The 23,447-nt window shown below is 59.3% G+C and carries 30 protein-coding genes; 4 read left to right on the top strand and 26 right to left on the bottom strand.

Going from position 1 to position 23,447, the window contains the following annotated elements; translation table 11 throughout:
* Positions 1 to 94: 94 nt before the first annotated feature.
* The 25 genes from rplO to rpsL form a co-directional block, all read right to left on the bottom strand.
* Positions 95 to 589 (bottom strand): 50S ribosomal protein L15, encoded by a 495-nt coding sequence (rplO, locus tag ACEWMW_RS09450; protein WP_409413681.1) that lies wholly within the window; start codon positions 587 to 589, stop codon positions 95 to 97.
* Between the two features lie 76 nt (positions 590 to 665).
* The gene (gene rpmD, locus ACEWMW_RS09445; protein WP_409413680.1) at positions 666 to 851 is read right to left on the bottom strand and encodes a 50S ribosomal protein L30; all 186 of its coding nucleotides are present in this window, start codon (positions 849 to 851) and stop codon (positions 666 to 668) included.
* Between the two features lie 5 nt (positions 852 to 856).
* Positions 857 to 1,774, bottom strand: a complete 918-nt coding sequence (rpsE, locus tag ACEWMW_RS09440; RefSeq protein ID WP_409413679.1) for a 30S ribosomal protein S5 — start codon at positions 1,772 to 1,774, stop codon at positions 857 to 859.
* Between the two features lie 2 nt (positions 1,775 to 1,776).
* Complete coding sequence (gene rplR / locus ACEWMW_RS09435; RefSeq protein WP_409413678.1) at positions 1,777 to 2,121, bottom strand: 50S ribosomal protein L18; 345 nt, start codon at positions 2,119 to 2,121, stop codon at positions 1,777 to 1,779.
* A 1-nt stretch (position 2,122) separates the two neighbouring features.
* The gene (gene rplF / locus ACEWMW_RS09430; protein ID WP_409413677.1) at positions 2,123 to 2,656 is read right to left on the bottom strand and encodes a 50S ribosomal protein L6; all 534 of its coding nucleotides are present in this window, start codon (positions 2,654 to 2,656) and stop codon (positions 2,123 to 2,125) included.
* The gene (gene rpsH, locus ACEWMW_RS09425) at positions 2,656 to 3,051 is read right to left on the bottom strand and encodes a 30S ribosomal protein S8 (protein WP_409413676.1); all 396 of its coding nucleotides are present in this window, start codon (positions 3,049 to 3,051) and stop codon (positions 2,656 to 2,658) included. The genes rplF and rpsH overlap by 1 nt, the downstream gene beginning before the upstream one ends.
* A gap of 11 nt (positions 3,052 to 3,062) precedes the next feature.
* Positions 3,063 to 3,368, bottom strand: a complete 306-nt coding sequence (rpsN, locus tag ACEWMW_RS09420; RefSeq protein ID WP_409413675.1) for a 30S ribosomal protein S14 — start codon at positions 3,366 to 3,368, stop codon at positions 3,063 to 3,065.
* Between the two features lie 42 nt (positions 3,369 to 3,410).
* Positions 3,411 to 4,007, bottom strand: a complete 597-nt coding sequence (rplE, locus tag ACEWMW_RS09415; RefSeq protein ID WP_409413674.1) for a 50S ribosomal protein L5 — start codon at positions 4,005 to 4,007, stop codon at positions 3,411 to 3,413.
* Positions 4,000 to 4,320: a 50S ribosomal protein L24 gene (rplX, locus tag ACEWMW_RS09410; protein WP_409413673.1), complete on the bottom strand. Its 321-nt coding sequence runs from the start codon at positions 4,318 to 4,320 to the stop codon at positions 4,000 to 4,002. The genes rplE and rplX overlap by 8 nt, the downstream gene beginning before the upstream one ends.
* Positions 4,320 to 4,688, bottom strand: coding sequence for a 50S ribosomal protein L14 (gene rplN / locus ACEWMW_RS09405; protein ID WP_128892966.1), 369 nt, complete (start codon positions 4,686 to 4,688; stop codon positions 4,320 to 4,322). The genes rplX and rplN overlap by 1 nt, the downstream gene beginning before the upstream one ends.
* Before the next feature lie 58 nt (positions 4,689 to 4,746).
* A complete protein-coding gene (rpsQ, locus tag ACEWMW_RS09400) occupies positions 4,747 to 5,037 on the bottom strand; it encodes a 30S ribosomal protein S17 (RefSeq protein ID WP_409413672.1) in 291 nt (96 codons plus the stop codon).
* Positions 5,038 to 5,047: 10 nt separating this feature from the next.
* Positions 5,048 to 5,254 (bottom strand): 50S ribosomal protein L29, encoded by a 207-nt coding sequence (rpmC, locus tag ACEWMW_RS09395; protein WP_409413671.1) that lies wholly within the window; start codon positions 5,252 to 5,254, stop codon positions 5,048 to 5,050.
* Positions 5,254 to 5,688, bottom strand: coding sequence for a 50S ribosomal protein L16 (gene rplP, locus ACEWMW_RS09390; protein WP_409413670.1), 435 nt, complete (start codon positions 5,686 to 5,688; stop codon positions 5,254 to 5,256). The genes rpmC and rplP overlap by 1 nt, the downstream gene beginning before the upstream one ends.
* Before the next feature lie 21 nt (positions 5,689 to 5,709).
* Entirely contained in the window at positions 5,710 to 6,405 is a 696-nt protein-coding gene (gene rpsC / locus ACEWMW_RS09385; RefSeq protein WP_409413669.1) for a 30S ribosomal protein S3, read from the bottom strand.
* Between the two features lies 1 nt (position 6,406).
* Positions 6,407 to 6,784 (bottom strand): 50S ribosomal protein L22, encoded by a 378-nt coding sequence (rplV, locus tag ACEWMW_RS09380; protein WP_409413668.1) that lies wholly within the window; start codon positions 6,782 to 6,784, stop codon positions 6,407 to 6,409.
* On the bottom strand, positions 6,784 to 7,059 hold the full coding sequence (rpsS, locus tag ACEWMW_RS09375) for a 30S ribosomal protein S19 (protein WP_409413667.1): 276 nt from the start codon (positions 7,057 to 7,059) through the stop codon (positions 6,784 to 6,786). Before rpsS ends, rplV begins: the two co-directional genes overlap by 1 nt.
* A gap of 6 nt (positions 7,060 to 7,065) precedes the next feature.
* Positions 7,066 to 7,902 (bottom strand): 50S ribosomal protein L2, encoded by an 837-nt coding sequence (rplB, locus tag ACEWMW_RS09370; protein ID WP_409413666.1) that lies wholly within the window; start codon positions 7,900 to 7,902, stop codon positions 7,066 to 7,068.
* Positions 7,903 to 7,906: 4 nt separating this feature from the next.
* The gene (locus ACEWMW_RS09365) at positions 7,907 to 8,227 is read right to left on the bottom strand and encodes a 50S ribosomal protein L23 (RefSeq protein ID WP_409413665.1); all 321 of its coding nucleotides are present in this window, start codon (positions 8,225 to 8,227) and stop codon (positions 7,907 to 7,909) included.
* Entirely contained in the window at positions 8,220 to 8,843 is a 624-nt protein-coding gene (rplD, locus tag ACEWMW_RS09360) for a 50S ribosomal protein L4 (RefSeq protein WP_409413664.1), read from the bottom strand. The genes ACEWMW_RS09365 and rplD overlap by 8 nt, the downstream gene beginning before the upstream one ends.
* 3 nt (positions 8,844 to 8,846) lie before the next feature.
* A complete protein-coding gene (gene rplC / locus ACEWMW_RS09355) occupies positions 8,847 to 9,749 on the bottom strand; it encodes a 50S ribosomal protein L3 (RefSeq protein WP_409413663.1) in 903 nt (300 codons plus the stop codon).
* A gap of 204 nt (positions 9,750 to 9,953) precedes the next feature.
* Complete coding sequence (gene rpsJ / locus ACEWMW_RS09350) at positions 9,954 to 10,265, bottom strand: 30S ribosomal protein S10 (protein WP_061924928.1); 312 nt, start codon at positions 10,263 to 10,265, stop codon at positions 9,954 to 9,956.
* Between the two features lie 144 nt (positions 10,266 to 10,409).
* Positions 10,410 to 11,585, bottom strand: coding sequence for an elongation factor Tu (gene tuf / locus ACEWMW_RS09345; RefSeq protein ID WP_409413662.1), 1,176 nt, complete (start codon positions 11,583 to 11,585; stop codon positions 10,410 to 10,412).
* A gap of 92 nt (positions 11,586 to 11,677) precedes the next feature.
* Entirely contained in the window at positions 11,678 to 13,771 is a 2,094-nt protein-coding gene (gene fusA / locus ACEWMW_RS09340; protein ID WP_409413661.1) for an elongation factor G, read from the bottom strand.
* 56 nt (positions 13,772 to 13,827) lie between these two features.
* On the bottom strand, positions 13,828 to 14,298 hold the full coding sequence (gene rpsG, locus ACEWMW_RS09335; RefSeq protein ID WP_409413660.1) for a 30S ribosomal protein S7: 471 nt from the start codon (positions 14,296 to 14,298) through the stop codon (positions 13,828 to 13,830).
* Between the two features lie 143 nt (positions 14,299 to 14,441).
* Positions 14,442 to 14,813 carry a 30S ribosomal protein S12 gene (gene rpsL, locus ACEWMW_RS09330; protein WP_007164630.1) on the bottom strand — a complete coding sequence of 124 codons (372 nt, stop codon included), beginning with the start codon at positions 14,811 to 14,813 and terminating at the stop codon, positions 14,442 to 14,444.
* A 452-nt stretch (positions 14,814 to 15,265) separates the two neighbouring features.
* Between rpsL and ACEWMW_RS09325 the strand changes: the two genes are divergently transcribed.
* Entirely contained in the window at positions 15,266 to 17,560 is a 2,295-nt protein-coding gene (locus ACEWMW_RS09325) for an AAA family ATPase (RefSeq protein ID WP_409413659.1), read from the top strand.
* A 344-nt stretch (positions 17,561 to 17,904) separates the two neighbouring features.
* Positions 17,905 to 18,645, top strand: a complete 741-nt coding sequence (locus ACEWMW_RS09320; protein WP_409413658.1) for a hypothetical protein — start codon at positions 17,905 to 17,907, stop codon at positions 18,643 to 18,645.
* 187 nt (positions 18,646 to 18,832) lie between these two features.
* Here ACEWMW_RS09320 and ACEWMW_RS09315 read toward each other — a convergent pair whose 3' ends face one another.
* Positions 18,833 to 19,639 (bottom strand): LysR family transcriptional regulator, encoded by an 807-nt coding sequence (locus tag ACEWMW_RS09315; RefSeq protein ID WP_409413657.1) that lies wholly within the window; start codon positions 19,637 to 19,639, stop codon positions 18,833 to 18,835.
* 143 nt (positions 19,640 to 19,782) lie between these two features.
* Here ACEWMW_RS09315 and ACEWMW_RS09310 point away from each other — a divergent pair, with 143 nt between their 5' ends.
* Complete coding sequence (locus ACEWMW_RS09310; RefSeq protein ID WP_409413656.1) at positions 19,783 to 21,945, top strand: RNA degradosome polyphosphate kinase; 2,163 nt, start codon at positions 19,783 to 19,785, stop codon at positions 21,943 to 21,945.
* Positions 21,942 to 23,447 (top strand): Ppx/GppA phosphatase family protein, encoded by a 1,506-nt coding sequence (locus tag ACEWMW_RS09305; RefSeq protein WP_409413655.1) that lies wholly within the window; start codon positions 21,942 to 21,944, stop codon positions 23,445 to 23,447. Before ACEWMW_RS09310 ends, ACEWMW_RS09305 begins: the two co-directional genes overlap by 4 nt.

Here is a 23,447-nt window from a genome sequence, read left to right as displayed (position 1 = left end):
GAAATCCCAGATTTGTGCCGGCTCTCCCGGCTCGATCAGGATACATAGGTAGCGGGAGGCCCGATGTCGAACCCCCCGCTGCCCGTTTTACGAATTATTCGGCGTCAGCAGCCTTGGCGTCAGCCTTCTTCGGCGCGGTCACTTCGACAGAACCGCCAGCCTTTTCAACCGCTTCGATAGCACCCTTCGATGCGCCAGCAACGACGAACTTCGCCTTCGCCTTGAGTTCGCCCTTGGCGAGCAAACGGACACCGTCCTTGCCGCCTCGCGCGAGGCCGGCAGCCTTCAGCGCTTCGTGATCGATGGTCTTCTTGGCATCGAGCTTCTTGGCGTCGATGAACTTCTGGACCATGCCGATGTTCACTTCGGCAAAGTCCTTGCCGAATGGGTTGTTGAAGCCACGCTTGGGAAGGCGCATGTGAAGCGGCATCTGGCCGCCTTCGAAGCCCTTGATGGCAACGCCCGAACGGCTCTTCTGGCCCTTCTGGCCACGGCCACCGGTCTTGCCCTTGCCCGAACCGATACCACGGCCAACACGAGTACGCTCTTTGCGCGCACCTTCGTTGTCACGGATTTCATTGAGTTTCATAGTCTTGCACTCGCTTTCGCTTTGTTTCGCGCTGTTGGGTAGAAAACCCCGCCGAAGCGGGGCTTTCGTGAAATGGTTAGTCGATCACCTCGACAAGATGCGCGATTTTCGCGATCGCACCGCGCACCTCAGGAGTGTCCTGGCGGGTGACGACCTTGTGCATCTTGTTGAGCCCAAGACCGATCAGGATCTTGCGCTGGCTTTCGGGACGGCGGATCGGCGAACCGATCTGCTTGATCGTGACGGTTTTCTTGTCAGCCATCTATCTTACTCCACCACAGCTGCAGCTTCGGCTTCCGCCTCGGCTTCGCTGGAGCCACCGCGGCCAAGCAGGTCAGCGACCTTCTTACCGCGACGCTGCGCGACCGACTTCGGCGAAGTCTGCTCTTGCAGCGCGTCAAAAGTAGCGCGGACCATGTTGTAGGGGTTCGACGTTCCGACCGACTTGGTAACGACGTCGGCCACGCCCAGGCTTTCGAACACGGCGCGCATCGGACCACCGGCGATGATACCGGTACCTGCAGGGGCAGTACGGATCGTCACCTTGCCGGCACCGAAACGGCCGTTGCCATCATGGTGCAGCGTGCGGCCTTCCTTGAGCGGAACACGGATCATCTTCTTGCGGGCGGCTGCAGTTGCCTTGGTAATGGCTTCAGGCACTTCACGCGCCTTGCCCTTGCCGAAGCCAACGCGGCCCGAACCATCACCCACGACGACCAACGCTGCAAAACCGAAGCGCTTACCGCCCTTCACTGTTTTCGAAACGCGGTTGATGTGGACGAGCTTCTCAATGATGCCGTCATCTTCTTCTTCGCGACGACCGCGGCGATTGTCGCGACCACCACGGCCCCGGCCGCCATCACGGCCACCACCGCGATTACCGCGTCCTCGTTGCTGCTGCGGCTGCTGCGGCTGCTCTGCAGGAGCCGGAGCGGCTTCGGCAGGCTGGCTCGGTGCACCATCTTCGGCAGACTGGTTCTCAGCTGCTTCTGTGGTCGCTGCAGTCGGTGCAGGGGTCGAACCTTCGGTATCGGCGACAGGACCGGCGTCGGCCTGTGTTTCTTCCGCCGGAGCTGCTTCAGCCTTGGCCTCTGCAGCCGGAGCTTCCTCCGTTACCGCTTCGGCCTTCACTTCTTCAGCAGCGGTTTCTTCAACCTGTGCTTCTTCTGTTTTCTTGTCAGCCATAATCAGAACTCCAGCCCGCCTTCGCGGGCGGCGTCGGCCAGCGCTTTTACGCGACCGTGATAAAGGAAGCCGCCGCGATCAAACACGACGGAAGTGACGCCAACCTTCTTGGCAGCAGCCGCGATATCTTTGCCGACCTTCGCCGCAGCATCGACATTGGCGCCTGAGCTCTTGCCACCAAGCGTGGAAGCAGCAGCAACGGTCTTGCCTTCGGCATCGTTGATGATCTGCGCATAGATGTGACGGCCCGTGCGGTGCACAGACAGGCGCGGCTTGTCGCCAGCGCGGCTCCGCAGGGCAGTGCGCACGCGGCGACGGCGGCGTTCGAATAGGGAAAGCTTTGCCATCTTACTTCTTCTTCCCTTCCTTGCGGAAGACGTATTCGCCTTGGTACTTGATACCCTTGCCCTTGTAAGGCTCAGGCTTGCGCCAGCGGCGGATTTCGGCGGCAAGCTGACCAACGGCCTGCTTGTCGATGCCGGAAACGATCACGGTTGTCTGGTCCGGGGTCGCTACGTCGATGCCTTCGGGCACCGCGATATCGACATCATGGCTGAAACCGAGCTGCAGGTTCAGGGTCCGGCCCTGTGCCTTGGCACGGTAACCAACGCCCGAGATTTCGAGGGTTTTCGAGAAACCTTCGGTTACGCCTTCAACCAGGTTCGACACCAGCGTGCGCTGCATGCCCCAGTAGGAGCGCGCCGTCTTGGTGTCGTTGGCCGGATTGACGCGAATCTCGTCGCCTTCGACCTTGTAGTCGATCAGGTCGCTGAGACCGAGCGTGAGCGTGCCTTTCGGCCCTTTCACAGTCAGCGTGTCGCCTTCGATCTTGGCCTCGACCCCGTTGGGGATCGCGACCGGCTGTTTGCCGATGCGGCTCATCAGAACACCTCCGCCAGCACTTCGCCGCCAACGTTCTCGGTGCGCGCTTCCGCATCGGAAAGCACACCCTTGGGCGTGGAGACGATGGTGATACCAAGGCCGTTGCGCACGATCGGCAGTTCTTGCGAACCCGAATAGACGCGGCGGCCTGGCTTGGAGACGCGAGCGACGTGCTTGATAGCCGGTTCGCCCTCGAAGTATTTCAGTTCGATCCGCAGCGCCTTGTGATGGCCGGTAGCATCTTCGGAATAGCCACGGATGTAGCCTTCACGAGTCAGAACTTCGAGCACGTTAGCACGCAGCTTGGAAGCGGGCGAAAGGACCGAGTCCTTCTTCGCCTGCTGGCCGTTACGGATACGGGTGAGCATATCACCCAGGGGATCAGTCATTGCCATATCTCAGATCCTCACCAGCTCGACTTGGTCAGGCCTGGAATCAGGCCCTTGTTGCCGAGATTGCGCAGCTCGATACGGTTAAGACCGAACTTGCGGTAATAGCCGCGCGGGCGGCCGGTGGTGGTGCAGCGATTGCGCACCCGGGTTGGATTTCCGTTACGCGGAATTTCCGCCATCTTCAGGCGCGCGATCAGACGTTCGCCCTCGTCGAGCGACTTGTCGTCCGCGATTGCCTTCAACTTGGCATATTTGTTCGCGTACTTCTTGACGAGCTTCTTACGACGCTCGTTCTTGTTGATGGAACTCAGTTTCGCCATGGACTTAAGCTCTCTTTACCTTCTTGCTCATCAGAGGACGGCTCACGCCGCCTCTTTCTCTTCAGCCGCTTCGTCCGAAGACGTTTCGGCGGGGAACGGGAAACCGAACAGACGCAGCAGTTCGCGTGCTTCCTCATCGGTCTTCGCGGTGGTGGTGACGATCACGTCCATGCCGCGCACTTTTTCGATCTTGTCGTAGCTGATCTCGGGGAACACAATCTGCTCCTTGAGACCCATCGCATAATTGCCACGGCCGTCGAACGAACGTGGGTTCAGCCCACGAAAGTCACGGATGCGGGGCATCGCGATGGTTACGAGACGGTCGAGAAATTCGTACATGCGCTCGCGCCGCAAGGTGACCTTGCAACCAATCGGCATGCCTTCACGCAGCTTGAACTGGGCGATCGACTTCTTGGCCTTGGTGATAACCGGCTTCTGGCCGGCAATCTGGGCCATTTCTTCAGCAGCCGTTTGAACCTTCTTCTTGTCCTGGCTGGCCTCGCCCACACCCATATTGAGCGTGATCTTCTCCAGACGCGGGACTTCGAGGCGGTTCTTGTAGCCGAACTTTTCAGTCATCGCCTTGACGATCTCGTCGTCAAACTTCTTCTTCAGACGCGGTGTGTAGCTATCAGCCATCGATAGTCTCCCCGGATTTGACGGCGACGCGGACCTTCTTCCCGTCCTTCTCTTCGAAGCGGACCCGGGTAGGCTTGCCGTCCTTGGGATCGGCCACTGCTACCTTGCAGATGTGCATCGGCGCTTCGAAGCGATCGATGCCGCCCTGCGGGTTGGTCTGGCTCGGCTTGCGGTGACGCGCAGCAATGTTCACGCCCTCGACAACAATCTTGCCTTCCTTCGGCAGGACCTTGGACACGATGCCGGTCTGGCCCTTGTCCTTGCCCGAGAGCACGACGACGCTGTCGCCCTTCTTGATCTTCGCGGCGGCCATTACAGCACCTCCGGTGCGAGCGAGATGATCTTCATAAAGCCGCGGCCGCGCAATTCGCGCACAACCGGGCCGAAGATACGAGTGCCGATTGGCTCTTCGCTCTTGTTAACGAGAACAGCAGCATTGCTGTCAAAGCGGATCACGCTGCCATCGGGACGACGAACGTCCTTCTTGGTGCGAACGATAACCGCACGGTGAACGTCGCCCTTCTTCACGCGGGCACGCGGCTGCGCTTCCTTGACGGAAACGACAATCACGTCGCCAACGCTAGCGGTACGACGCTTCGACCCGCCCAGCACCTTGATGCACTGGACGCGCTTCGCGCCGCTGTTGTCCGCGACGTCTAGGTTTGACTGCATCTGAATCATCGATGCTTTTCCTTCTTCTGGCTTGCCGGATCCAGTCCGGCAGTTCCTTTACGTCTACTCAGTTACCGGCTGCTTCGACTTCCAGATCGGCTTCCACCGCCTGGGTCCCGCCTGCCGTCACACGATCAATGACCTGCCACGTCTTGGTCTTGGAAATCGGTTTCGTTTCCTCGATCCGGACAGTATCGCCGAGTGTGTATTCATTCTTCTCGTCGTGCGCGTGATACTTCTTCGAACGACGGATGATCTTCCCGTAAAGCGGGTGCTTCACCTTGCGCTCGACAAGCACGGTCACGGTCTTGTCGGTCTTGTCGGAGGTGACGGTCCCGATCAGGATACGCTTCGGCATGGTCTACTCCTCAGGCCTTCTCGGCTGCAGAACGTTCGGTCTGCAGCGTCTTGATACGAGCGATCTGGCGGCGGACTTCCTTGATCCGTGCCGGGCGCTCGAGCTGGTTGGTGGCGGACTGGAAGCGCAGGTTAAACGCCTCACGCTTCAATTCGTTCAGCTCGGTCGAGAGCTGGTCATCGGTCTTGGTCCGCAGATCTTCGATCGGGTTGGCCATTATCTGCCTCCCAGGTGCGAAGTGTCACCCATACGGGCAACGACCTTGGTCTTGATCGGCAGCTTCATCGCGGCACGTTCGAAAGCGAGCGCGGCGAGCGGACCGGGAACACCGTCGAGTTCGAACAGGATCCGACCCGGCTTAACGCGAGCAGCCCAGTATTCGACTGAACCCTTGCCCTTACCCTGACGGACTTCAGCAGGCTTTTTCGAGACCGGCACATCGGGGAAGACGCGGATCCATAGACGGCCCTGGCGCTTCATCGCACGAGTGATCGCACGGCGAGCCGCTTCGATCTGGCGCGCAGTGATACGCTCCGGTTCCAGAGCCTTGAGGCCGTAGGATCCGAAATTCAGATCAGTGCCACCGCGGGCATTGCCCTTGATCCGGCCCTTGAAGGCCTTGCGGTACTTGGTTTTCTTCGGTTGCAGCATTTTCTCTTACCTGTCCTGCAATCAGCGCGCTGGGCGCACGCCCGAGGTTTGCGCCTCGAGCATCAAGCGATCTTGTGCAGTCGGATCGTGAGCAAGAATCTCGCCCTTGAAGATCCAGACCTTGATACCGATGATGCCATAAGCTGTTAGCGCTTCGGCTTCGGCATAGTCGACGTTGGCGCGCAAGGTGTGAAGCGGAACGCGTCCTTCGCGATACCATTCAACACGGGCGATTTCAGCACCGCCGAGACGGCCACCGCAAACGATCTTGATGCCTTCGGCACCCAGACGCAGTGCAGACTGCACAGCGCGCTTCATCGCGCGGCGGAAAGCCACACGGCGGATCAGCTGGTCGGCCACGCCTTCAGCAACGAGCTTGGCATCGATTTCCGGCTTGCGGATTTCGACGATGTTCAGCTTTACTTCGCTGTCGGTCATCGTGGCGAGTTTCTGGCGCAGCTTTTCGATGTCTGCACCCTTCTTGCCGATGATCACACCGGGTCGCGCAGCATAGATCGAGATGCGGCACAGCTTGGCCGGACGCTCGATTACCACCTTCGAGATCGCTGCCTGCGGCACCGTCTTGATGATGTACTTGCGGATCTCGATGTCTTCCTTGAGCTGCGCGGCATAGTCACGCCCTTCGGCGTACCACCGGCTGTCCCAGGTACGGTTGATCTGCAGGCGCAGACCGATCGGATTGCTCTTCTGGCCCATCTTACGCCTCTTCTACTTCGCGCACCACGATGCGCAGCTTGCTGAACGGCTTGAGGATCCGTGTCGACTTGCCGCGACCACGGGTGTGGAACCGCTTCATGGTGATCGACTTGCCGACCGAAGCTTCCGCCACGACCAGTGCATCGACATCCAGGTTATGGTTGTTTTCAGCATTGGCAATCGCCGAAGCGAGCACCTTGCTGGCGTCTCTCGCCATCGCCTTCTTCGAGAAGGAGAGGATGTTGAGCGCTTCTTCAGCCTTCTTGCCGCGGATGAGTTCCGCAACAAGGTTCAGCTTCTGGGCCGAACCACGGATCGTGGTACCGACAGCCAGCGCCTCATTTTCCGCAACGCGGCGGGGTGATTTTGCCTTGCCCATTAGCGCTTGCCCTTCTTGTCGGCAGCGTGGCCATGATAAGTACGCGTTGGAGCGAACTCACCCAGCTTGTGACCGACCATTTCTTCCGAAACGGAGACGGGAATGAACTTGTGACCGTTGTAGACGTTGAACGTCAGGCCGACGAATTGCGGCAGGATCGTTGAACGACGCGACCAGGTCTTGATGGGCTTGGAGCCACTCGATTCCTGTGCATCCTCAGCTTTCTTGAGAAGGCTGAGCTCGACGAACGGACCTTTCCAGACGGAACGTGCCATGTCCGATTACCTCTTCTTCTTGGCGTGGCGCGAACGGATAATCATCTTGTCCGTCTGCTTGTTCTTGCGGGTGCGGGCGCCCTTGGTTGGCTTGCCCCACGGAGTGACCGGGTGACGACCACCACTGGTGCGGCCTTCACCACCACCGTGCGGGTGATCGACCGGGTTCTTGGCAACACCGCGAGTCAGCGGCTTGCGTCCCTTCCAGCGAGTGCGGCCGGCCTTGGCGAAGTTCTGGTTCGAATTATCAGGATTCGAAACAGCGCCAACAGTGCCCATGCAATCGGACCGCAGGTAACGCTGCTCACCCGAGTTCAAACGGACGATCACCATGCCGCGGTCACGGCCGACAAGCTGCACGTATGTGCCTGCCGAACGGGCGATCTGGCCGCCCTTGCCCGGCTTCATCTCGACATTGTGGCAAATCGTGCCGACCGGCATCTGGCCAAGCAACATAGCGTTGCCGGGCTTGGTGTCGGTTTTCTCGGCCGCGATAACCTTGTCACCTTCCTGTACGCGCTGCGGGCAAAGGATGTAGGCGAGCTCACCATCCTCGTACTTGATGAGCGCGATGAAAGCCGTGCGGTTGGGATCATATTCGATCCGCTCGATCGTACCTTCCACGTCCCACTTGCGACGCTTGAAATCGATATAGCGGTACTTTTGCTTGTGACCGCCGCCGATGCCGCGCGAAGTGACATGGCCCTTGTTGTTCCGGCCACCGGTCTTGCGCTTGCCTTCCGTGAGCGACTTGACCGGCTTGCCTTTATAAAGGCCGGACTTGTCGACAAGGATCAGGCCACGGCGTGCGGGGCTGGTCGGTTTGAAGTTCTTGAGTGCCATGGGATCAGCTCACACCTTCGGTGATATCGATCATCGAACCCTCAGCGAGGGTGACAATCGCTTTTTTCACGTCGTTGCGCTTGTAGGGCTTGCCCCGCCAGCGCTTGCTCTTGCCCTTCGTCACGATCGTGTTGACCGAGACCACCTTGGCTTTCTGCGGCGCGTAAATCGCCTCAACAGCTTCCTTGATCTGCGGCTTGGTGGCATCGCCCGCTACCTTGAAAACAACCGCGTTGTTTTCTGACAGCAGAGTAGCCTTTTCCGTGATGTGCGGGGCCAAGATGACGTCATAGTGACGCGCATCGACTTCTTGCTTCTTAGCCATTGAAGCGCGCCTCCAGCTTTTCGACCGCGTCCTTGGTGAGGACGAGCGTGTCGTGGTTGAGGATGTCGTAAACATTGGCACCTGCGGCCGGAAGAACGTTGACACCCTTGAGGTTGCCAGCGGCCTTCTTGAAACCGTCGTTCACGGCTTCTCCGTCGATCACCAGGATCTTGCCAGCATAACCAGCCTTTTCCAGCTGACCCTTGAGCACCTTTGTCTTGGCGTCCTTGAGTTCGAGCGTATCGACAACCACGAGGCTGTCCTTCGCCTTGCTCGACAGCGCCATTTTCAGGCCCAGTGCGCGGATCTTCTTGTTCAGCGACTGGTTGAAATCACGCTTGCGAGCACCGTGTGCCTTACCGCCACCGATAAAGATGGGGGCACCACGGTCACCATGGCGAGCACGGCCGCCGCCCTTCTGGTTGCCAAACTTGGCTCCCGTACGGTTGACGTCGGAACGCTCGCGCGTCGGGCGGGCGGTGGCGCGACGATTCTCAAGCTGCCAGGTCACGACCCGATGCAGAATGTCGGCGCGTGGGTCTACCCCGAACACATCATCATTCAGCTCGATGTCACCTGACGCCTTGCCGTCGATTTTCTGGACCTTCACCTTCACGGATCAGCCCTCCTTATCTTCGCCTGAAGCATCATCAGCTTCGGGCGCATCGTTGGTGTTTTCTTCAGCCGGAGCGTCAGCGCCTGCGTCCTTGTCTGCGGCGATCTCCGCTTCGGCTTCCTTCGCCAGCTCTTCTTGCTGTTCGGCAGGAACCTGCTCGACAATTTCGTGCTCTGCCGATGCTTCGACCAGACCGGCCGGCGCATCTTCGGTAGCAGTTTCGTCAGCATTGCGGCGCATAGCACCAGGGAACGGAGCCTCTTCAGGGATAGGCAGCTTCACAGCGTCCTGAACCATCAGCCAGCCATTCTTCGATCCCGGGACCGATCCCTTGACGAAGATCAGGCCGCGATTCGCATCCGTGCGAACCACTTCAAGGTTCTGCTGGGTGCGCTGACGATCGCCCATGTGGCCGGCCATCTTCTTGTTCTTGAAGACGCGGCCGGGATCCTGGCGGTTACCCGTCGAACCGTGCGATCGGTGCGATAGCGAAACACCGTGCGTCGCGCGCAGACCACCGAAACCCCAACGCTTCATGGCGCCGGCAAAGCCTTTACCCTGCGTGTGGCCGGTAATGTCGACCTTCTGGCCAGCGATAAAATGGTCAGCCGTAATCGTCGCGCCAACGGGAAGGAGACCTTCCTCGTTCTCGAGACGGAATTCAGCGACACGCATCTTTAGCGGCACTTCAGCCTTGGCGAAATGTTCGCGCTGCGGCTTGTTGACATTCTTCTGCTTGGCTTCGCCCGAACCGACCTGAAGCGCGAAATAACCATCACGCTCGGCAGTACGATGCGACACAACCTGGCAATTTTCTAATGCGAGGACAGTAACAGGAATGTGACGCCCGTCCGCCTGGAACAAGCGGGTCATCCCGACTTTCTTCGCGATCACGCCAGTGCGCATGATCCATTCTCCTAACAGAGGCACAAGGGGACCATCCCCAGGTGCTTGTCAGCCCAATTTATGATGCGTCGCCCCGTCCGGGCTGAATGCTCACGCAGCCAATATGGCCTTGTGGGCGAGACGGGAGACGCAGACCCGGCCAAGAACCACAGTTCTTTCCGGCGGTATCTCTATGTCTTGCCGGCCTTGCGACCGGATTGCCGATTAAGCGAGCTTAATTTCGACGTTTACGCCGGCAGCGAGATCGAGCTTCATCAAAGCGTCGACTGTCTGGGCGTTCGGCTGAACGATATCGAGCAACCGCTTGTAAGTGCGCACCTCGAACTGCTCGCGCGACTTCTTGTCGATGTGCGGGCCGCGGTTCACGGTGAACTTCTCAATCCTCGTCGGCATCGGAATGGGACCCCGGATCAGCGCGCCAGTACGGCGTGCTGTTTCGGCAATCTCGCCAGTTGCCTGGTCGAGAACGCGATGATCGAACGCCTTAAGGCGAATGCGAATATTCTGGGCTTCCATGTCCAACTACCGATGAGAAAGAGCAAACAAAAAATCAGCCCCGCCCCCTCCCGTCTCCGAGGGAGAGCGGGGCTGATGAATTCAAATGTAACCGAAGCAAGCTCGGCGGCGCGGAGACGAATCCCCGCGTTCGCGCGGCCTATATTACTTCGTGATCTTGCTGACAACCCCCGAACCAACGGTACGGCCGCCTTCGCGAATTGCGAAACGCAGACCTTCGTCCATTGCAATCGGAGCAATCAGCTTGACGTTGATGGTCACGTTATCACCAGGCATCACCATTTCGGTGCCGTCGGGCAGGATAACTTCACCGGTCACGTCGGTGGTGCGGAAGTAGAACTGCGGACGATAGTTCGCAAAGAACGGCGTGTGACGGCCGCCCTCGTCCTTCGACAGGACGTAGACTTCTGCGCTGAATTCGGTGTGCGGGGTAACCGAGCCGGGCTTCGCCAGAACTTGGCCACGCTCGACTTCTTCACGACCAACACCGCGGATCAGGGCACCGATGTTGTCACCGGCTTCACCGCGATCAAGCAGCTTGCGGAACATTTCGACGCCGGTAACGGTCGTCTTGGTGGTGTCCTTGATACCTACGATTTCGACTTCGTCGCCCACGTTCACAACGCCGGTTTCGACACGGCCGGTAACAACCGTACCACGACCCGAGATCGAGAAAACGTCTTCGATCGGCATCAGGAATGCCTGGTCAACCGGACGCTCGGGCTGCGGGATGTGCTCGTCAACAGCAGCCATCAGTTCCATGATCGAGTTCGCGCCGATTTCGTCGTCGCGACCTTCGAGAGCAGCGAGAGCCGAGCCCTTGATGATCGGAATGTTGTCGCCGTCGAAGTCGTAGCTCGAAAGCAGTTCGCGGACTTCCAGCTCGACGAGCTCGAGGATTTCCTCATCGTCAACCTGGTCAACCTTGTTCATGTATACGACAAGCGCCGGAACGCCGACCTGACGGGCAAGCAGGATGTGCTCGCGGGTCTGCGGCATCGGGCCGTCAGCTGCGTTCACAACCAGGATCGCACCATCCATCTGCGCCGCACCGGTGATCATGTTCTTCACATAGTCAGCGTGGCCCGGGCAATCGACGTGCGCATAGTGGCGAGCATCGGTTTCATATTCGACGTGTGCGGTCGAGATCGTGATCCCACGCTCGCGCTCTTCGGGAGCTTTGTCGATGTTGCCGAAATCAACCGGTGCACCCAGCACCTTGGTGATTGCTGCTGTCAGCGTCGTCTTGCCGTGGTCAACGTGGCCAATGGTGCCGATGTTGCAGTGCGGCTTGTTCCGCTCGAATTTTTCCTTAGCCATTTTACTCTTAACCTCTGTCTATCAGATGTGATTTTCTGCGGGGAAAACGGCACCCGCTGAATCAGGCGCCGCCCCTAAACGCTCAGTGAAGCTTAGGCAAGCTTCTCCTTAACTTCTTGCGCCACGCTTGCCGGAACTTCGTCATAGTGGCTGAATTGCATCGTGTACTGGGCGCGGCCCTGAGTGAACGAACGCAGCTCATTGACGTAGCCGAACATGTTGGCGAGCGGCACGAAGGCGTCGACCGACATGGCGTTGCCACGCGTGTCCTGTCCCTGCACCTGCCCGCGACGCGAGTTGAGATCGCCGATCACGTCGCCGAGGTATTCCTCGGGCGTGACAACCTCGACCTTCATCACCGGCTCGAGAAGCTTGATACCAGCTCGATCCGCCGCTTCGCGCATCGCGCCGCGGCCGGTGATTTCAAACGCGACCGTGCTCGAGTCGACGTCATGGTACTTGCCGTCGATCAGCTGGATGGTGAAGTCGATGATCGGGAAGCCGACAAGATAGCCGCTCTCCGCCTGCTCGCGCATACCCTTCTCGACCGAAGGAATGTACTCGCGGGGAATGTTGCCGCCCTTGATGTTGTCTTCGAAGATGATCCCCTGGCCGCGTTCACCCGGAGTGACGACGACTTTGGCTTCACCGAACTGACCCGAACCACCCGACTGTTTCTTGTGGGTGTAGGTGACCTCGATTTCGCGCTTGAGCGCTTCACGATAGGCCACCTGCGGCGCGCCGACATTGGCTTCCACCTTGAATTCGCGCTTCATGCGATCAACAAGAATATCGAGGTGAAGTTCACCCATACCCTTGATGATCGTCTGACCACTTTCATGATCGGTCGAAACGCGGAAAGACGGATCTTCAGCTGCCAAGCGATTGAGCGCAACACCCATCTTTTCCTGGTCGGCTTTGGTCTTGGGTTCCACCGACAGTTCAATAACCGGATCGGGGAATTCCATACGCTCAAGGATGATCGGGTGAGCAGGATCGCACAGCGTATCGCCGGTCGTCGTATCCTTCATGCCGGCGATGGCAACGATGTCGCCAGCGAATGCTTCTTCGATGTCCTCGCGGTTGTTCGAGTGCATCAGCAGCATGCGGCCGATCTTTTCCTTCTTGTCCTTTACCGAGTTCAGGACCTGGCCCTTGGCCAGCTTGCCCGAATAGATGCGGGTAAAGGTGAGCGAGCCAACGAAGGGATCGTTCATGATCTTGAAGGCCAGCGCCGAGAACGGCGCATCGTCGCTTGACGGGCGCTTCTCTTCTTCGTCGCTGTCAGGCAGCACGCCGCGGATCGCGGGAACGTCAAGCGGCGAAGGCATGTAGTCGACCACTGCGTCGAGCAGCGGCTGCACGCCCTTGTTCTTGAACGCCGAGCCGCACAGGACCGGGACGAAGGCCTGGTCAAGCGTACCCTTGCGAACCAGTTCCTTGATCTTGGCAGGTTCGGGCATATTGCCTTCGAAATAAGCTTCCATCGCTTCGTCATCGAGTTCGACAACTGCTTCGATCAGCTTCTCGCGATATTCGGCCGCTTTGTCGGCGAGATCTTCCGGGATATCGACATATTCGAATTCTGCGCCCAGGCTCTCATCCTTCCAGACGATGCCGCGGTTGTTGACGAGGTCGACGACGCCCTTAAGGCCGCCTTCGATGCCGATCGGGAGATAGAGCACCAGCGGCGTCGCGCCGAGGCGATCGATGATCGACTGCACGCAGTAATAGAAGTCGGCGCCCGTGCGATCCAATTTATTGATGAAGCACATCCGGGGGACTTTGTACTTGTCGGCCTGGCGCCAAACCGTTTCCGACTGAGGTTCCACGCCCGCGACGCCGTCAAACACGGCGACCGCGCCGTCAAGCACGCGCAAGGAACGCTCGACTTCGATCGTGAAGTCGACGTGCCCGGGCGTATCGATGATGTTGATGCGGTGCTTTTCACCCTTGCCATCATCGTTCTGCCAGAACGTCGTGGTGGCAGCAGACGTGATCGTGATCCCGCGCTCCTGTTCCTGCTCCATCCAGTCCATCGTCGCCGCGCCATCGTGCACTTCGCCGATCTTGTAGGATTTGCCGGTGTAATAGAGGATACGCTCGGTCGTGGTGGTCTTGCCGGCATCGATGTGAGCCATGATGCCGATATTGCGATAACGCTCCAGCGGATATTCGCGGGCCATGTTAAGTCTCCGTGTGAGGGGATCAGCCCCCTCGTAAAATAGTTACCAGCGCCAGTTTACCAGCGGTAATGCGAGAACGCGCGGTTGGCGTCGGCCATCCGGTGCGTGTCTTCGCGCTTCTTGACGGCATTGCCGCGGTTGTTGGCCGCATCCATCAGCTCGCCCGAAAGGCGCGCCGACATGGTGGTTTCGGGGCGACCGCGCGCGGCGCCGATCAGCCAGCGGATGGCGAGGGCCTGGGCACGCTCGGGGCGAACCTCGACCGGCACCTGGTACGTTGCACCGCCCACACGGCGCGAGCGAACCTCGACCTGCGGGGCGACATTGGTGAGCGCCTCGTGGAACAACGCGATCGGATCGGCCTTGGCCTTGGTCTCGACCGTTTCCAGCGCACCGTAAACAATCCGCTCGGCAGTGGACTTCTTACCGTCCAGCATGAGGTTGTTCATGAATTTCGACAGCACCTGATCACCAAACTTGGGATCGGGCAGGATGACCCGCTTCTCGGGACGACGACGACGTGACATGTTTAAAACTCCTTGGGAGTGCGGTGCGCCCGTCCGGGCCCACCTTGCGGCTCCAGCCCGCTCCCCCACCCGGCCACCCAAAGACTACCGTGTAGGTAGCCGGGTGGCGCATCGGGCCGGAGCCGGACCTTCCCGCGCCTAAATTACTTCGGACGCTTGGCGCCGTACTTCGAACGGCTCTGCTTGCGGTCCTTCACACCCTGCGTGTCGAGCACGCCGCGCAGCACATGATAGCGCACGCCGGGAAGGTCGCGCACACGCCCGCCGCGGATCAGCACAACCGAGTGCTCCTGCAGGTTGTGGCCTTCGCCTGGGATGTAACTGATGACCTCGCGCTGGTTGGTCAGGCGGACCTTGGCCACCTTGCGCAGCGCCGAGTTCGGCTTCTTCGGCGTCGTCGTATAGACGCGCGTGCAGACACCGCGTTTCTGCGGGTTCTGCTCCATCGCAGGGACCTTGGACTTGGCCTTCTGCGGAGTGCGGCCCTTGCGGACCAGCTGGTTAATCGTCGGCATAAGTACTCTTCACCGGTTATATGGCGGCGACGTGTGCGTCAGGGTGAGGAGTGAGGTTCGCGCTATCCCGCCTATCGTCATCCCGGAGATGATCCGGGATCCAGCGAGATAAAACGCCGCGCGAAAGCGCGACATCGAGGCGCGAGCTAAATTCACTCCACCCATCAGCCTATGGCCACCGGGTTACTTTGACGGCCGCCCCAACGCATATGCGCTCAATAGAAAAGAGCCTCGTCGCAACAGCGACAGGCTCCCGGGACAAACCGGCAATGTTCAGCTCTATCTACCTGGGGGAAAGCAGGTGAATCACCTGAGACCCTTCGGATGGGCGCGCATCTATGTTGGAATGTTGGAAAGGTCAAGGGTTGTAGGGGAACTACGAACTATTATGCCGAGCAGCTTTCTTGCCCTGCCCATTTACTATAGCATCGTCAATATGATGGAGGGTCGCGATGACAAATTCAAATCCAACTTTGAAAGTCAGTGCTCGCAACCTTGGCCCCATTTTTCAGTTAGACGCCGAACTGACTAAGCATGCGCAGAATTTGATCTTTGCCCGCAACGGGACAGGTAAGTCATTTCTGGCCCGAACCCTGCGTTGTTTGGAAAGAAATAGAGGCGAGGAATTCCTCTCTCGGGCGCCAAATGAGATAGTCTCGCAGGAAGCAATCGATGGGCGCGGCTCTCTGAAACTACACCTCGACGAGACAGTAGCCGCACAAGCCATCCTAGATCGAACAACGGCCTCGACCCAAACGGATTCTGGGGAACTCATTTTTCATGTTTTTTCCGAAGACTTCGTTCGCGATGAACTAAGGGCTAGAGGCTTCGATCCAGACAGTGAAATCACTGGCCACATAGCAGTAGATAGAGACAACATCGAACTGGACGAAGCTGAGGCGAGGCTGAGTGAAACAGTCCTGAAGAGATCACAATTCGGCGACGAATTAGAACGGCAGTTCAATCGTGAGAAGAACGAAAAGCTGTCAAAAGGCGCTGGGGTGAACAAAGGACTTCGAGAGTTTAAGAACGTCACGCTCGAACACCTTCGTGTGGGAGATAAACCAGACCCACCAAGCCCTACATTTGCTCAACTTCTTTCCGATCTCGAGACGGTCCGAGGCATCCCAGATAGTCCGAGATATCCTGCCGAAGCATCATGGAACGAATTTGGTGTCTTCGATGCGACTGCTTTGAATGAGTCGCTTGGTCGCACTACGTCGCTCTCGACGATTGCCGAAGATATCAAGTCCAAGATCGAGAAAGAACCAGAATTCTATCGGATCGGGACCGCCCTCTTTCAGATTGAAGATAACACCTGCCCATTTTGTGAGCAGGACCTCCAAACTGAGCGAGCTAAAGGCCTTATCGATTCACTTTTGCGCTATTTCAACGACGAGGAAGAGAGCCACAAGCAGGAGCTTCGACTCTTGCAGTCCAAAATCCAGAAGCTGCAGCAATCGTTGTCAATGCTTAGGAATAGCGCGGAAAATCAAGTCGCGGAGTTCGATTCACTCAAGACTTTTCTACCTTCCAAACGGGGCGAAATAATCGAAGCTCCGATCAATTTCATCACGACCATGCAAGCAGAGTTAAGTGGCGCACTGAAGCAAATCGAGGAGAAGTTTACCCGACTGGATGAGCCGCTCCACTGGGATTCATCGAAGTACGAATCCGAACAGGAGTTGCTCGTTAATGCACTTCAACGAAACAATGTCGCAGTGCAATCGCTGAACGAAGCCATTCGTCTTTCTGATGCGGAAAGACAGAACTTGCACCGCAGGCTTTGCGTAGTGTTCGGAAAACAATTCGCTATTGATAACTGGCAGAAACTCGAGTCGCTAAGGATTCTCTCAATTGATGAGAAAAAACAAGCGGCAGAAATAGCGCGCTTACAGCGGTCCATGCCAGCCACTGATGCGAAGACAAGGGTCGCGGAAACCTTTGAATTGCTCCTAGGAGCAGTATTCACGGGAAAGTACAAATTTGACCGAGAAAGGTTCGTGCTTACCCTTTCGGACAAAGCTCTCCCACGACAAACAGACAAGACACTAAGCGATGGCGAGAAAACCGCGATAGCGTTCTGCTACTTCGTCGCGTCTATTCACAAGTGTGTTGAAGCTGACTTCGAGTACGAGCGGCTGTTTCTTGTTCTTGATGATCCAGTCGCCTCAATGTCATATGATTTCATCTTTTCAATAGCACAAATCTTGAAGAACTTAAGCATCTCAAAAACTGGAGAAGTTTCGCTAAATCCGGCAGAGATAGATGGTCAGGATACGTCCCGACCCAGGCTGTTGATACTCACCCACAGCAGCTATTTCTTCAACGTCCTTTATACAAACAGGGTCATCAAGACTAATGCAGCCTTTAGCATCTCAGCGGACGGTGAAATCCATACCGCGAAGAAGCTGCAAACTTTTGTTGCGCCGTTTCAAGAACAGTTGCGACACATTAAGGCTGTCGCAGATGGTTCCCCGCCAGATTTCGGCACCGCCAATTGCGTTCGAAGTGTTCTGGAAGCCGTTGGTCGTTTCTGTCGGCCAGACAAAGCGAATACCTTGTCGAATTTCATCATCCACCTAGCTGGGGAAGAGGGAATTAAGATAAAGAGCGTCATTATCAATGCCCTATCTCACGGATCCTTCTTCGAAGAAATTCCTCCGCCGGAAGACCTAACCCTTGCATGCCAAGAGGCAATCATTGTTATTCAGCGGTATGCGCCAGGACAATTGGAAGCTTTGTAGCTCTGGCTTCAATCCATTTTCCTACTCATTAAATTTCTGCAATCTGGGGTGGGTGAAGAATAGAGTTTGTTTGATTTTGTCCCTCAGGCGCCGGGCGGCGGACCTCCGTCCGCCTTGGCTACCGCGCCATAAGGCGCGACGGCCAGTCGGCGTTGTCCCGACTTCGCCTCGGAAACAGCACCAGCCAGAAACGATTTTCCTACTTGGGTTTAGTTTGATTTAGTCCCTCAATCGCCGGGCGGCGGACGTCCGTCCGCCTTGGCTTCCGGCCTAACCGGCCGGCGCGCGGTCGCGCTTGCCTCGCCTCCGGCTCGGTTGATTTCGCCAGTTAGGACCCTTGCCCTGTGACCTCCCCGAAAAACACCCGCGCCATTTCCCGGCAGGCCACATCGGCGGTCGCGTTCCAGGGCGAGGAGCCGGACGACGAAGATCCGCTGCTCACCTTCCCGCCCTATATCCACAAGGCACCGCGCTCCAACTCGATCACGCCCGATCTGCAGCGCCGCTTTATCGCGCATCTCGCCGCCACCGGCATCGTCAAAAGTGCCGCGCGGTATATCGGCAAGTCTCTCGAAGCGCTTTACAAGCTACGCCACAAGCCGGGGGCCGAGTGCTTTTCCGAAGCGTGGGACATGGCGCTCGACCGCGGGGCGCGGCGGCTCGAGGATATTGCGCATGAGCGTGCCATGTTCGGCACGCGCACGCCGATCGTCAGCGGGGGCGAAATCCTCGGCTGGTGGGACAAGCCCGACAATGCGCTGCTGCGCTTCCTCCTCTCGCACCGCCTGCCCACCCGCTATGGCCCCGAGCGCGAGACGGTGACCGAGGAACTGCGCCGCAAGCTGGAGGACCAGGCGATGGAGGCCGCCGAGGAGTGGCTGCGCGATCGGCAGTGGGACAATATCGAGGCGTTCAATGCGCTGTTCGACCATATGGTCGCCAACCGGCGCAACCGGAAGCCGGGGGTCGAGGGGCTCGACAAGACCAAGAGCCTGCCGGAGAATGCGCAGATGATCCTCGAGCAGCACAAGGCGCGCGTCGAAAGCGACAAGGAACTGGCGCGGCTGCTGGCGCCGCTTCGCTGATTGTTTGTTTTCCGCACTGCCTCCGCAGTGCGAAATCCTCGCTCATGCGACCTGAAGGTCGCGTCGCTGCGGGCGGCCGGTCGGCCTTGCCTCGGCTACGCCTCGGTTACTTTCCTGGCCGGTTAGGCCGCAAGCCAAGTGAGCGGAGGCGAACGCCGGCGCTTGAGGCTAAACAAATGAAACCTGATCATCCATCTCCTGAAAGGAAGGCGACTAAGGCTTTCACCTTCTTCTGGCGCCATTGCGGCAGCGGGGCGACGAGCCAGTAAGCGCGGTTGCCCTCTTCCGGCCCTTCGAGCACTTCCAGCTTGCCCGCCGCGATCGATTCCTCGACCAGCAGCAGCGGCATGATCGCCTTGCCCAGCCCGGCCACCGCGCTCGACAGCGCCTGCCCGGCATTGCCGACGTGGACGCAGGCCCGCTCGCCTTCGGGCAGCTCCTTGCCCGGCCAGTCGATCCAGGTGGAGAGCGTCTCCTCGCTGGCACCGGGCGCGGCGACGATCACCCGGCGTGCGGGCGCAAGCTCCACCCCTTCAAGCTCGCCCGGGCCGTTGACCAGCCGGATCGCAAGATCAAGGTTGGCTTCGGTGAAGTCGGCATTCTCGTTCTCGATCAGCTGGTAGGTGATCGAGGGGTTGGCCTCGCGGAACTGGGCCAGCTTGGGCGCGAGCCACTGGGCGTAGAATTCGCGCGGCGCGGCGATGGTGTAGCGATCGCTCGCCTGCCCCGCCTGCATCGCCTGCACGCTCTCCTCGAACTTGAGGAAGCCTTCGCGCAATGCGTCTAGGCCAGAGGCGCCTTCCTCGGTCAGCTCGAGCCCTTTGCTGGTGCGGCGGAACAGCACCGTGCCGAGGTGATCCTCCAGCGCCCGGATCTGCTGGCCGACGGCAGCCGGGGTCACCGCCAGCTCGTCCGCCGCGCGGGTGAAGCTGAGGTGGCGCGCCGCCGCGTCGTATACGCGCAGGGCATTGAGGGGCAGGTGCGTGCGTTTCATGTCCGGATCGGGCCTTTAGACCGACCTTCGCTGCATCGCAACAACGTGAAATGGCTTGCCCCGCCCCGCCCCTTGCGCAAAGCTGTAACGAGACTGTCACATCCGGCCCGCAAGCCCGGCCGGCGATGGAGCAAGAACCCGAGATGAATGCGCCAGGGAACATTGCTGTCCCAGCTTCAGCCGACGGTGCGGACGCTCGCTATGTCAATCGCGAGCTTTCGTGGCTGTCGTTCAACCGCCGCGTGCTCGCCGAAGCGGAGAACGAGCGCTACCCGCTGCTAGAGCGGCTGCGGTTCCTCTCGATCTCTGCCAGCAACCTCGACGAGTTCACGATGATCCGCATTGCGGGTCTGGAAGGGCAGGCGAGCCGAGGAATCGAGACCACGGCGATTGACGGCAAGTCCCCCGCCCAGCAGCTCGAAGCGATCCGGGAGCAAGTGCTCGAACTGGAGCACCGCCAGCAGGAAGCGCTCGACACGCTGTGCGAACTGCTTGTCGAGGAAGACATCCTGATCCCCGCGATCGACCAGCTGGGCGAAGAACACATCGCGTGGCTGGAAGGATACTTCACCAACGACATCCTGCCACTGATCACGCCGCAGGCGATCGATCCCTCGCACCCCTTCCCGTTCGTCGCGAACCTCGGAATGGGCGTGATCTTCCGCCTCAAGCGCGGCAAGCGCAAGGGCGAGCTCGTCGAAATGGTACTGATCCCCAGCGGCGTCCCGCGCTTCGTTCGTGTGCCCGGCCCGCAGGCGATCTATGTCGGGATTGAGCAGCTCATCACCCGCTTCGCCGCCCAGCTCTTCCCCGGTTTCAAGATCCGCGGCGACGGCGTGTTCCGCGTGCTGCGCGACAGCGATATCGAAGTGGAAGACGAGGCCGAGGACCTCGTGCGCTATTTCCGCACCGCGATCCAGCGGCGGCGCCGCGGCCGCGCTGTCCTGCTCGAGCTCGACGACGAATGCGACGAGGAAGCAGAGGCCCTGCTGCGCGAGCAGTTCAACATCGATGCCGCGATGATCGTGAAGACCGGAGGCATGATCGGCCTCAGGCATCTCGATGCAATCTGCAACGAATCCCGTCCAGACTTGAAATTCGCGCCGTTCGATCCGCGCTATCCCGAGCGTATCCTGGCGCATGATGGCGATTGTTTCTCTGCCATTCGCGAGAAGGATATCGTCATCCACCACCCCTACGAAAGCTTCGAAGTGGTGGTCGATTTCCTCCACCAGGCCGCAATCGATCCGGCGGTCGTATCGATCAAACAGACGCTTTACCGTGCAGGCGACCAGTCACCCGTAATCGCTGCGCTGATTGAGGCGGCACTGGCAGGCAAAGCGGTAACGGCGGTGGTCGAACTCAAGGCGCGCTTTGATGAAGAGCGCAACATTCATTGGGCAAGCGAATTGGAACGCGCTGGCGTGCAGGTGATCTACGGATTCACTGAATGGAAGACCCACGCAAAGGTCTCGCTCGTGGTGCGCCGCGAGGACGAGGGATACCGCACCTATTGCCACTTCGGCACCGGGAATTACCACCCGGTCAATGCGCGCATCTATACCGATCTGAGCTATTTTACCGCCGACCCGGCGCTGGGCCGCGATGCTGCTAAACTGTTCAATTTCGTCACTGGCTATGTCGAACCGGCGGGGCTGGAAAAGCTTTCGGTTTCCCCGATCGGTCTACGCCAGAAGCTGAATGAGCTGATTGATCGCGAGATCGCCAATGCGCAGGCCGGCAAACCTTCAGGTATCTGGGCCAAACTCAATTCGATCACCAACAAGGCAATGATCGACAAGCTCTACGAAGCGAGCAATGCTGGGGTTGAGATCCATCTTGTCGTGCGCGGCATCTGTAGCCTGCGCGCAGGCATTCCCGGTTTGTCCGAGAATATCAGGGTCAAATCGATTATCGGCCGATTTCTTGAGCACGGGCGGATCTGGGCCTTTGCCAATGGACATGAGCTGCCGAGCCGCAAGGCGGAGGTGTTCATCACCAGCGCCGATGCCATGTCGCGAAACCTTGATCGCCGGGTCGAGGTCATGGTTCCGATCACCAACAAGACCGTGCACGACCAGGTGCTGGGCCAGGTCATGCTGGCCAATATCCTCGACACCGAACAGAGCTGGGAATTGCTCGCCGACGGGCAGTATGAGCGCATGCGGATCGGTGAAGAAGGCTTCAATTGCCATGAGTATTTCATGAGCAATCCTTCGCTTTCCGGTCGCGGATCGGCGCTCAAATCGCAGGAGGTCCCTCGCCTGTCGCTGGAAGGACGCCAACCCGGCGAGCGCACGGCGTGACCGAACTCGGGCCGCGCAAGGCGCGCTGGGAACGGCGCATCATCCATCCGCGCCGTGCCGTGATCGACATCGGGTCAAACACCGTCAGACTGGTCGTATACGAGGGTCCGCAGCGCGCGCCCGAAGTGGTCTGGAACGAGAAAGTCGCCGCGCGGCTGGGGCGGGACCTCTCGACTACCGGGCTGATACCGGAAGAAGCATGGAATGAGGCGCTGGGCGCCCTCGCCCGGCAGGCCCTGATCGTGAAGGATCTGGAAGTCGATGAGATCCAGACGGTGGCTACCGCAGCGGCGCGCGATGCCAGCAATGGCGCTGAGTTCCTTGCAGAAGTTTCAAAGTTAGGGCTCGAGCCTAGGCTACTCAGCGGGGAAGAAGAAGCACGCGCCGCGGCGATGGGCACGATCGGCGCTTTCCCCGGTGCCAACGGGGTCGTCGCCGATCTGGGCGGCGGCAGTCTTGAGCTGGTCTCGATTGCCGATGGGGATTGCCACCACGGCGCGACCTTTCCGCTCGGAACCCTGCGGCTCCCCTCACTGCGCGCGAAGGATGGCTTTGGCAGGCGGGTCCGCAGCGCGCTGGGCAAGGCCGGCTGGGCGCAATCCAGTCCCGGGCCGCTTTATATGGTGGGCGGAACCTGGCGCGCGCTGGCGAGCTACGCGATGCACAGCGACGGTTATCCGCTGACCGATCCGCACGGGTTTGTGCTCGATGTCGAAACGGCCGAGCGGCTTTGCGCGAAGCTGGTACGGGCGAAGCCCGACCGGCTGGTCGAGATCGGCGGGATCAGCCCGATGCGGGCAGGCTACTTGCCCGATGCCGCCGCCCTGCTGCGCGTAATGCTGAAGGAATTCGCACCGGAGCGGTTGGTATTTTCGGCCTGGGGCCTTCGTGAAGGTCTGCTGTTCGACCAGCTTGATCCATTGCAGCAGGCCAAGGATCCTTTGCTTGCCGGGATCGATTCCTTCGCTTCGGTGCGCCTTGCGACCATCACCGATGCAACGCTGCTGGCGGGTTGGACGGTCGAGCTGGCAGGAGGCAACGGGAAGGATAACGAGCGCTACCGGCTTGCCGCTGCGCAACTGGCGATGGCTCTCCAGCGGGTCGAGCCCAACATGCGGGTCAATCACGCCACCGAATGGGCGCTCGACAAGCGCTGGATCGGCTGTGACGCGCGCGGCAAGGCGATGATCTGCGCTGCACTGTTCGGTAGTCTCGGACGCACCGCAGTCCCCGCTTCGTTCCGCCGCCTCGCCAGCGACGACGATCTGCGCGAAGCACTGACCTGGGGACTTGGCTTTCGCTTGGCACGGCGGCTGGGGGCAGCTTCGCGCATGTCGCTCTCCGCCAGTTCGCTCACCCGCAATGAAGAACGGCTGACACTGCGGCTCGACAAGAGCCGCAGGGCATTGGCGCACTACCCTCTAACGCTCGATCTTGAGGTTTTGGCGAGCTGGCTCGATCTCGAACCTGTGATCGAGACCGGCGACTTTGATCTGGAATAG

Source organism: Litorerythrobacter xanthomarinus (genome assembly GCF_046254955.1).
In the GTDB taxonomy this organism is placed as follows: Bacteria; Pseudomonadota; Alphaproteobacteria; order Sphingomonadales; family Sphingomonadaceae; genus Qipengyuania_C.
The sequence above is the reverse complement of the archived record's forward strand: the minus strand, read 5'-3'. Positions and strand labels throughout refer to the sequence as shown.

What these genes read in the sequence shown, in the direction of transcription:
- rplV (WP_409413668.1), bottom strand. Translation starts at nt 6,784, where the DNA reads ATGGGCAAGGCAAAATCACCCCGCCGCGTTGCGGAAAATGAGGCGCTG.
- rpsJ (WP_061924928.1), bottom strand. Translation starts at nt 10,265, where the DNA reads ATGGAAGCCCAGAATATTCGCATTCGCCTTAAGGCGTTCGATCATCGC.
- ACEWMW_RS09325 (WP_409413659.1), top strand. Translation starts at nt 15,266, where the DNA reads ATGACAAATTCAAATCCAACTTTGAAAGTCAGTGCTCGCAACCTTGGC.
- rpsS (WP_409413667.1), bottom strand. Translation starts at nt 7,059, where the DNA reads ATGGCACGTTCCGTCTGGAAAGGTCCGTTCGTCGAGCTCAGCCTTCTC.
- rpsL (WP_007164630.1), bottom strand. Translation starts at nt 14,813, where the DNA reads ATGCCGACGATTAACCAGCTGGTCCGCAAGGGCCGCACTCCGCAGAAG.
- rplE (WP_409413674.1), bottom strand. Translation starts at nt 4,007, where the DNA reads ATGGCTGATAGCTACACACCGCGTCTGAAGAAGAAGTTTGACGACGAG.
- ACEWMW_RS09365 (WP_409413665.1), bottom strand. Translation starts at nt 8,227, where the DNA reads ATGGCTAAGAAGCAAGAAGTCGATGCGCGTCACTATGACGTCATCTTG.
- rpsQ (WP_409413672.1), bottom strand. Translation starts at nt 5,037, where the DNA reads ATGCCGAAGCGTATCCTGATCGGGACCGTCACCTCCGACAAGACCGAC.
- rpsG (WP_409413660.1), bottom strand. Translation starts at nt 14,298, where the DNA reads ATGTCACGTCGTCGTCGTCCCGAGAAGCGGGTCATCCTGCCCGATCCC.
- rplX (WP_409413673.1), bottom strand. Translation starts at nt 4,320, where the DNA reads ATGGCCGCCGCGAAGATCAAGAAGGGCGACAGCGTCGTCGTGCTCTCG.
- tuf (WP_409413662.1), bottom strand. Translation starts at nt 11,585, where the DNA reads ATGGCTAAGGAAAAATTCGAGCGGAACAAGCCGCACTGCAACATCGGC.
- rplR (WP_409413678.1), bottom strand. Translation starts at nt 2,121, where the DNA reads ATGGCAAAGCTTTCCCTATTCGAACGCCGCCGTCGCCGCGTGCGCACT.
- rpsC (WP_409413669.1), bottom strand. Translation starts at nt 6,405, where the DNA reads ATGGGCCAGAAGAGCAATCCGATCGGTCTGCGCCTGCAGATCAACCGT.
- rplF (WP_409413677.1), bottom strand. Translation starts at nt 2,656, where the DNA reads ATGAGCCGCATCGGCAAACAGCCGGTCGCGATCCCCAACGGGGTCGAG.
- rpsE (WP_409413679.1), bottom strand. Translation starts at nt 1,774, where the DNA reads ATGGCTGACAAGAAAACAGAAGAAGCACAGGTTGAAGAAACCGCTGCT.
- ACEWMW_RS09315 (WP_409413657.1), bottom strand. Translation starts at nt 19,639, where the DNA reads ATGAAACGCACGCACCTGCCCCTCAATGCCCTGCGCGTATACGACGCG.
- rplC (WP_409413663.1), bottom strand. Translation starts at nt 9,749, where the DNA reads ATGCGCACTGGCGTGATCGCGAAGAAAGTCGGGATGACCCGCTTGTTC.
- rplB (WP_409413666.1), bottom strand. Translation starts at nt 7,902, where the DNA reads ATGGCACTCAAGAACTTCAAACCGACCAGCCCCGCACGCCGTGGCCTG.
- rpsN (WP_409413675.1), bottom strand. Translation starts at nt 3,368, where the DNA reads ATGGCGAAACTGAGTTCCATCAACAAGAACGAGCGTCGTAAGAAGCTC.
- rpmC (WP_409413671.1), bottom strand. Translation starts at nt 5,254, where the DNA reads ATGGCCAACCCGATCGAAGATCTGCGGACCAAGACCGATGACCAGCTC.
- ACEWMW_RS09310 (WP_409413656.1), top strand. Translation starts at nt 19,783, where the DNA reads ATGAATGCGCCAGGGAACATTGCTGTCCCAGCTTCAGCCGACGGTGCG.
- rpmD (WP_409413680.1), bottom strand. Translation starts at nt 851, where the DNA reads ATGGCTGACAAGAAAACCGTCACGATCAAGCAGATCGGTTCGCCGATC.
- rplO (WP_409413681.1), bottom strand. Translation starts at nt 589, where the DNA reads ATGAAACTCAATGAAATCCGTGACAACGAAGGTGCGCGCAAAGAGCGT.
- rpsH (WP_409413676.1), bottom strand. Translation starts at nt 3,051, where the DNA reads ATGGCAATGACTGATCCCCTGGGTGATATGCTCACCCGTATCCGTAAC.
- rplN (WP_128892966.1), bottom strand. Translation starts at nt 4,688, where the DNA reads ATGATTCAGATGCAGTCAAACCTAGACGTCGCGGACAACAGCGGCGCG.
- rplP (WP_409413670.1), bottom strand. Translation starts at nt 5,688, where the DNA reads ATGCTGCAACCGAAGAAAACCAAGTACCGCAAGGCCTTCAAGGGCCGG.
- fusA (WP_409413661.1), bottom strand. Translation starts at nt 13,771, where the DNA reads ATGGCCCGCGAATATCCGCTGGAGCGTTATCGCAATATCGGCATCATG.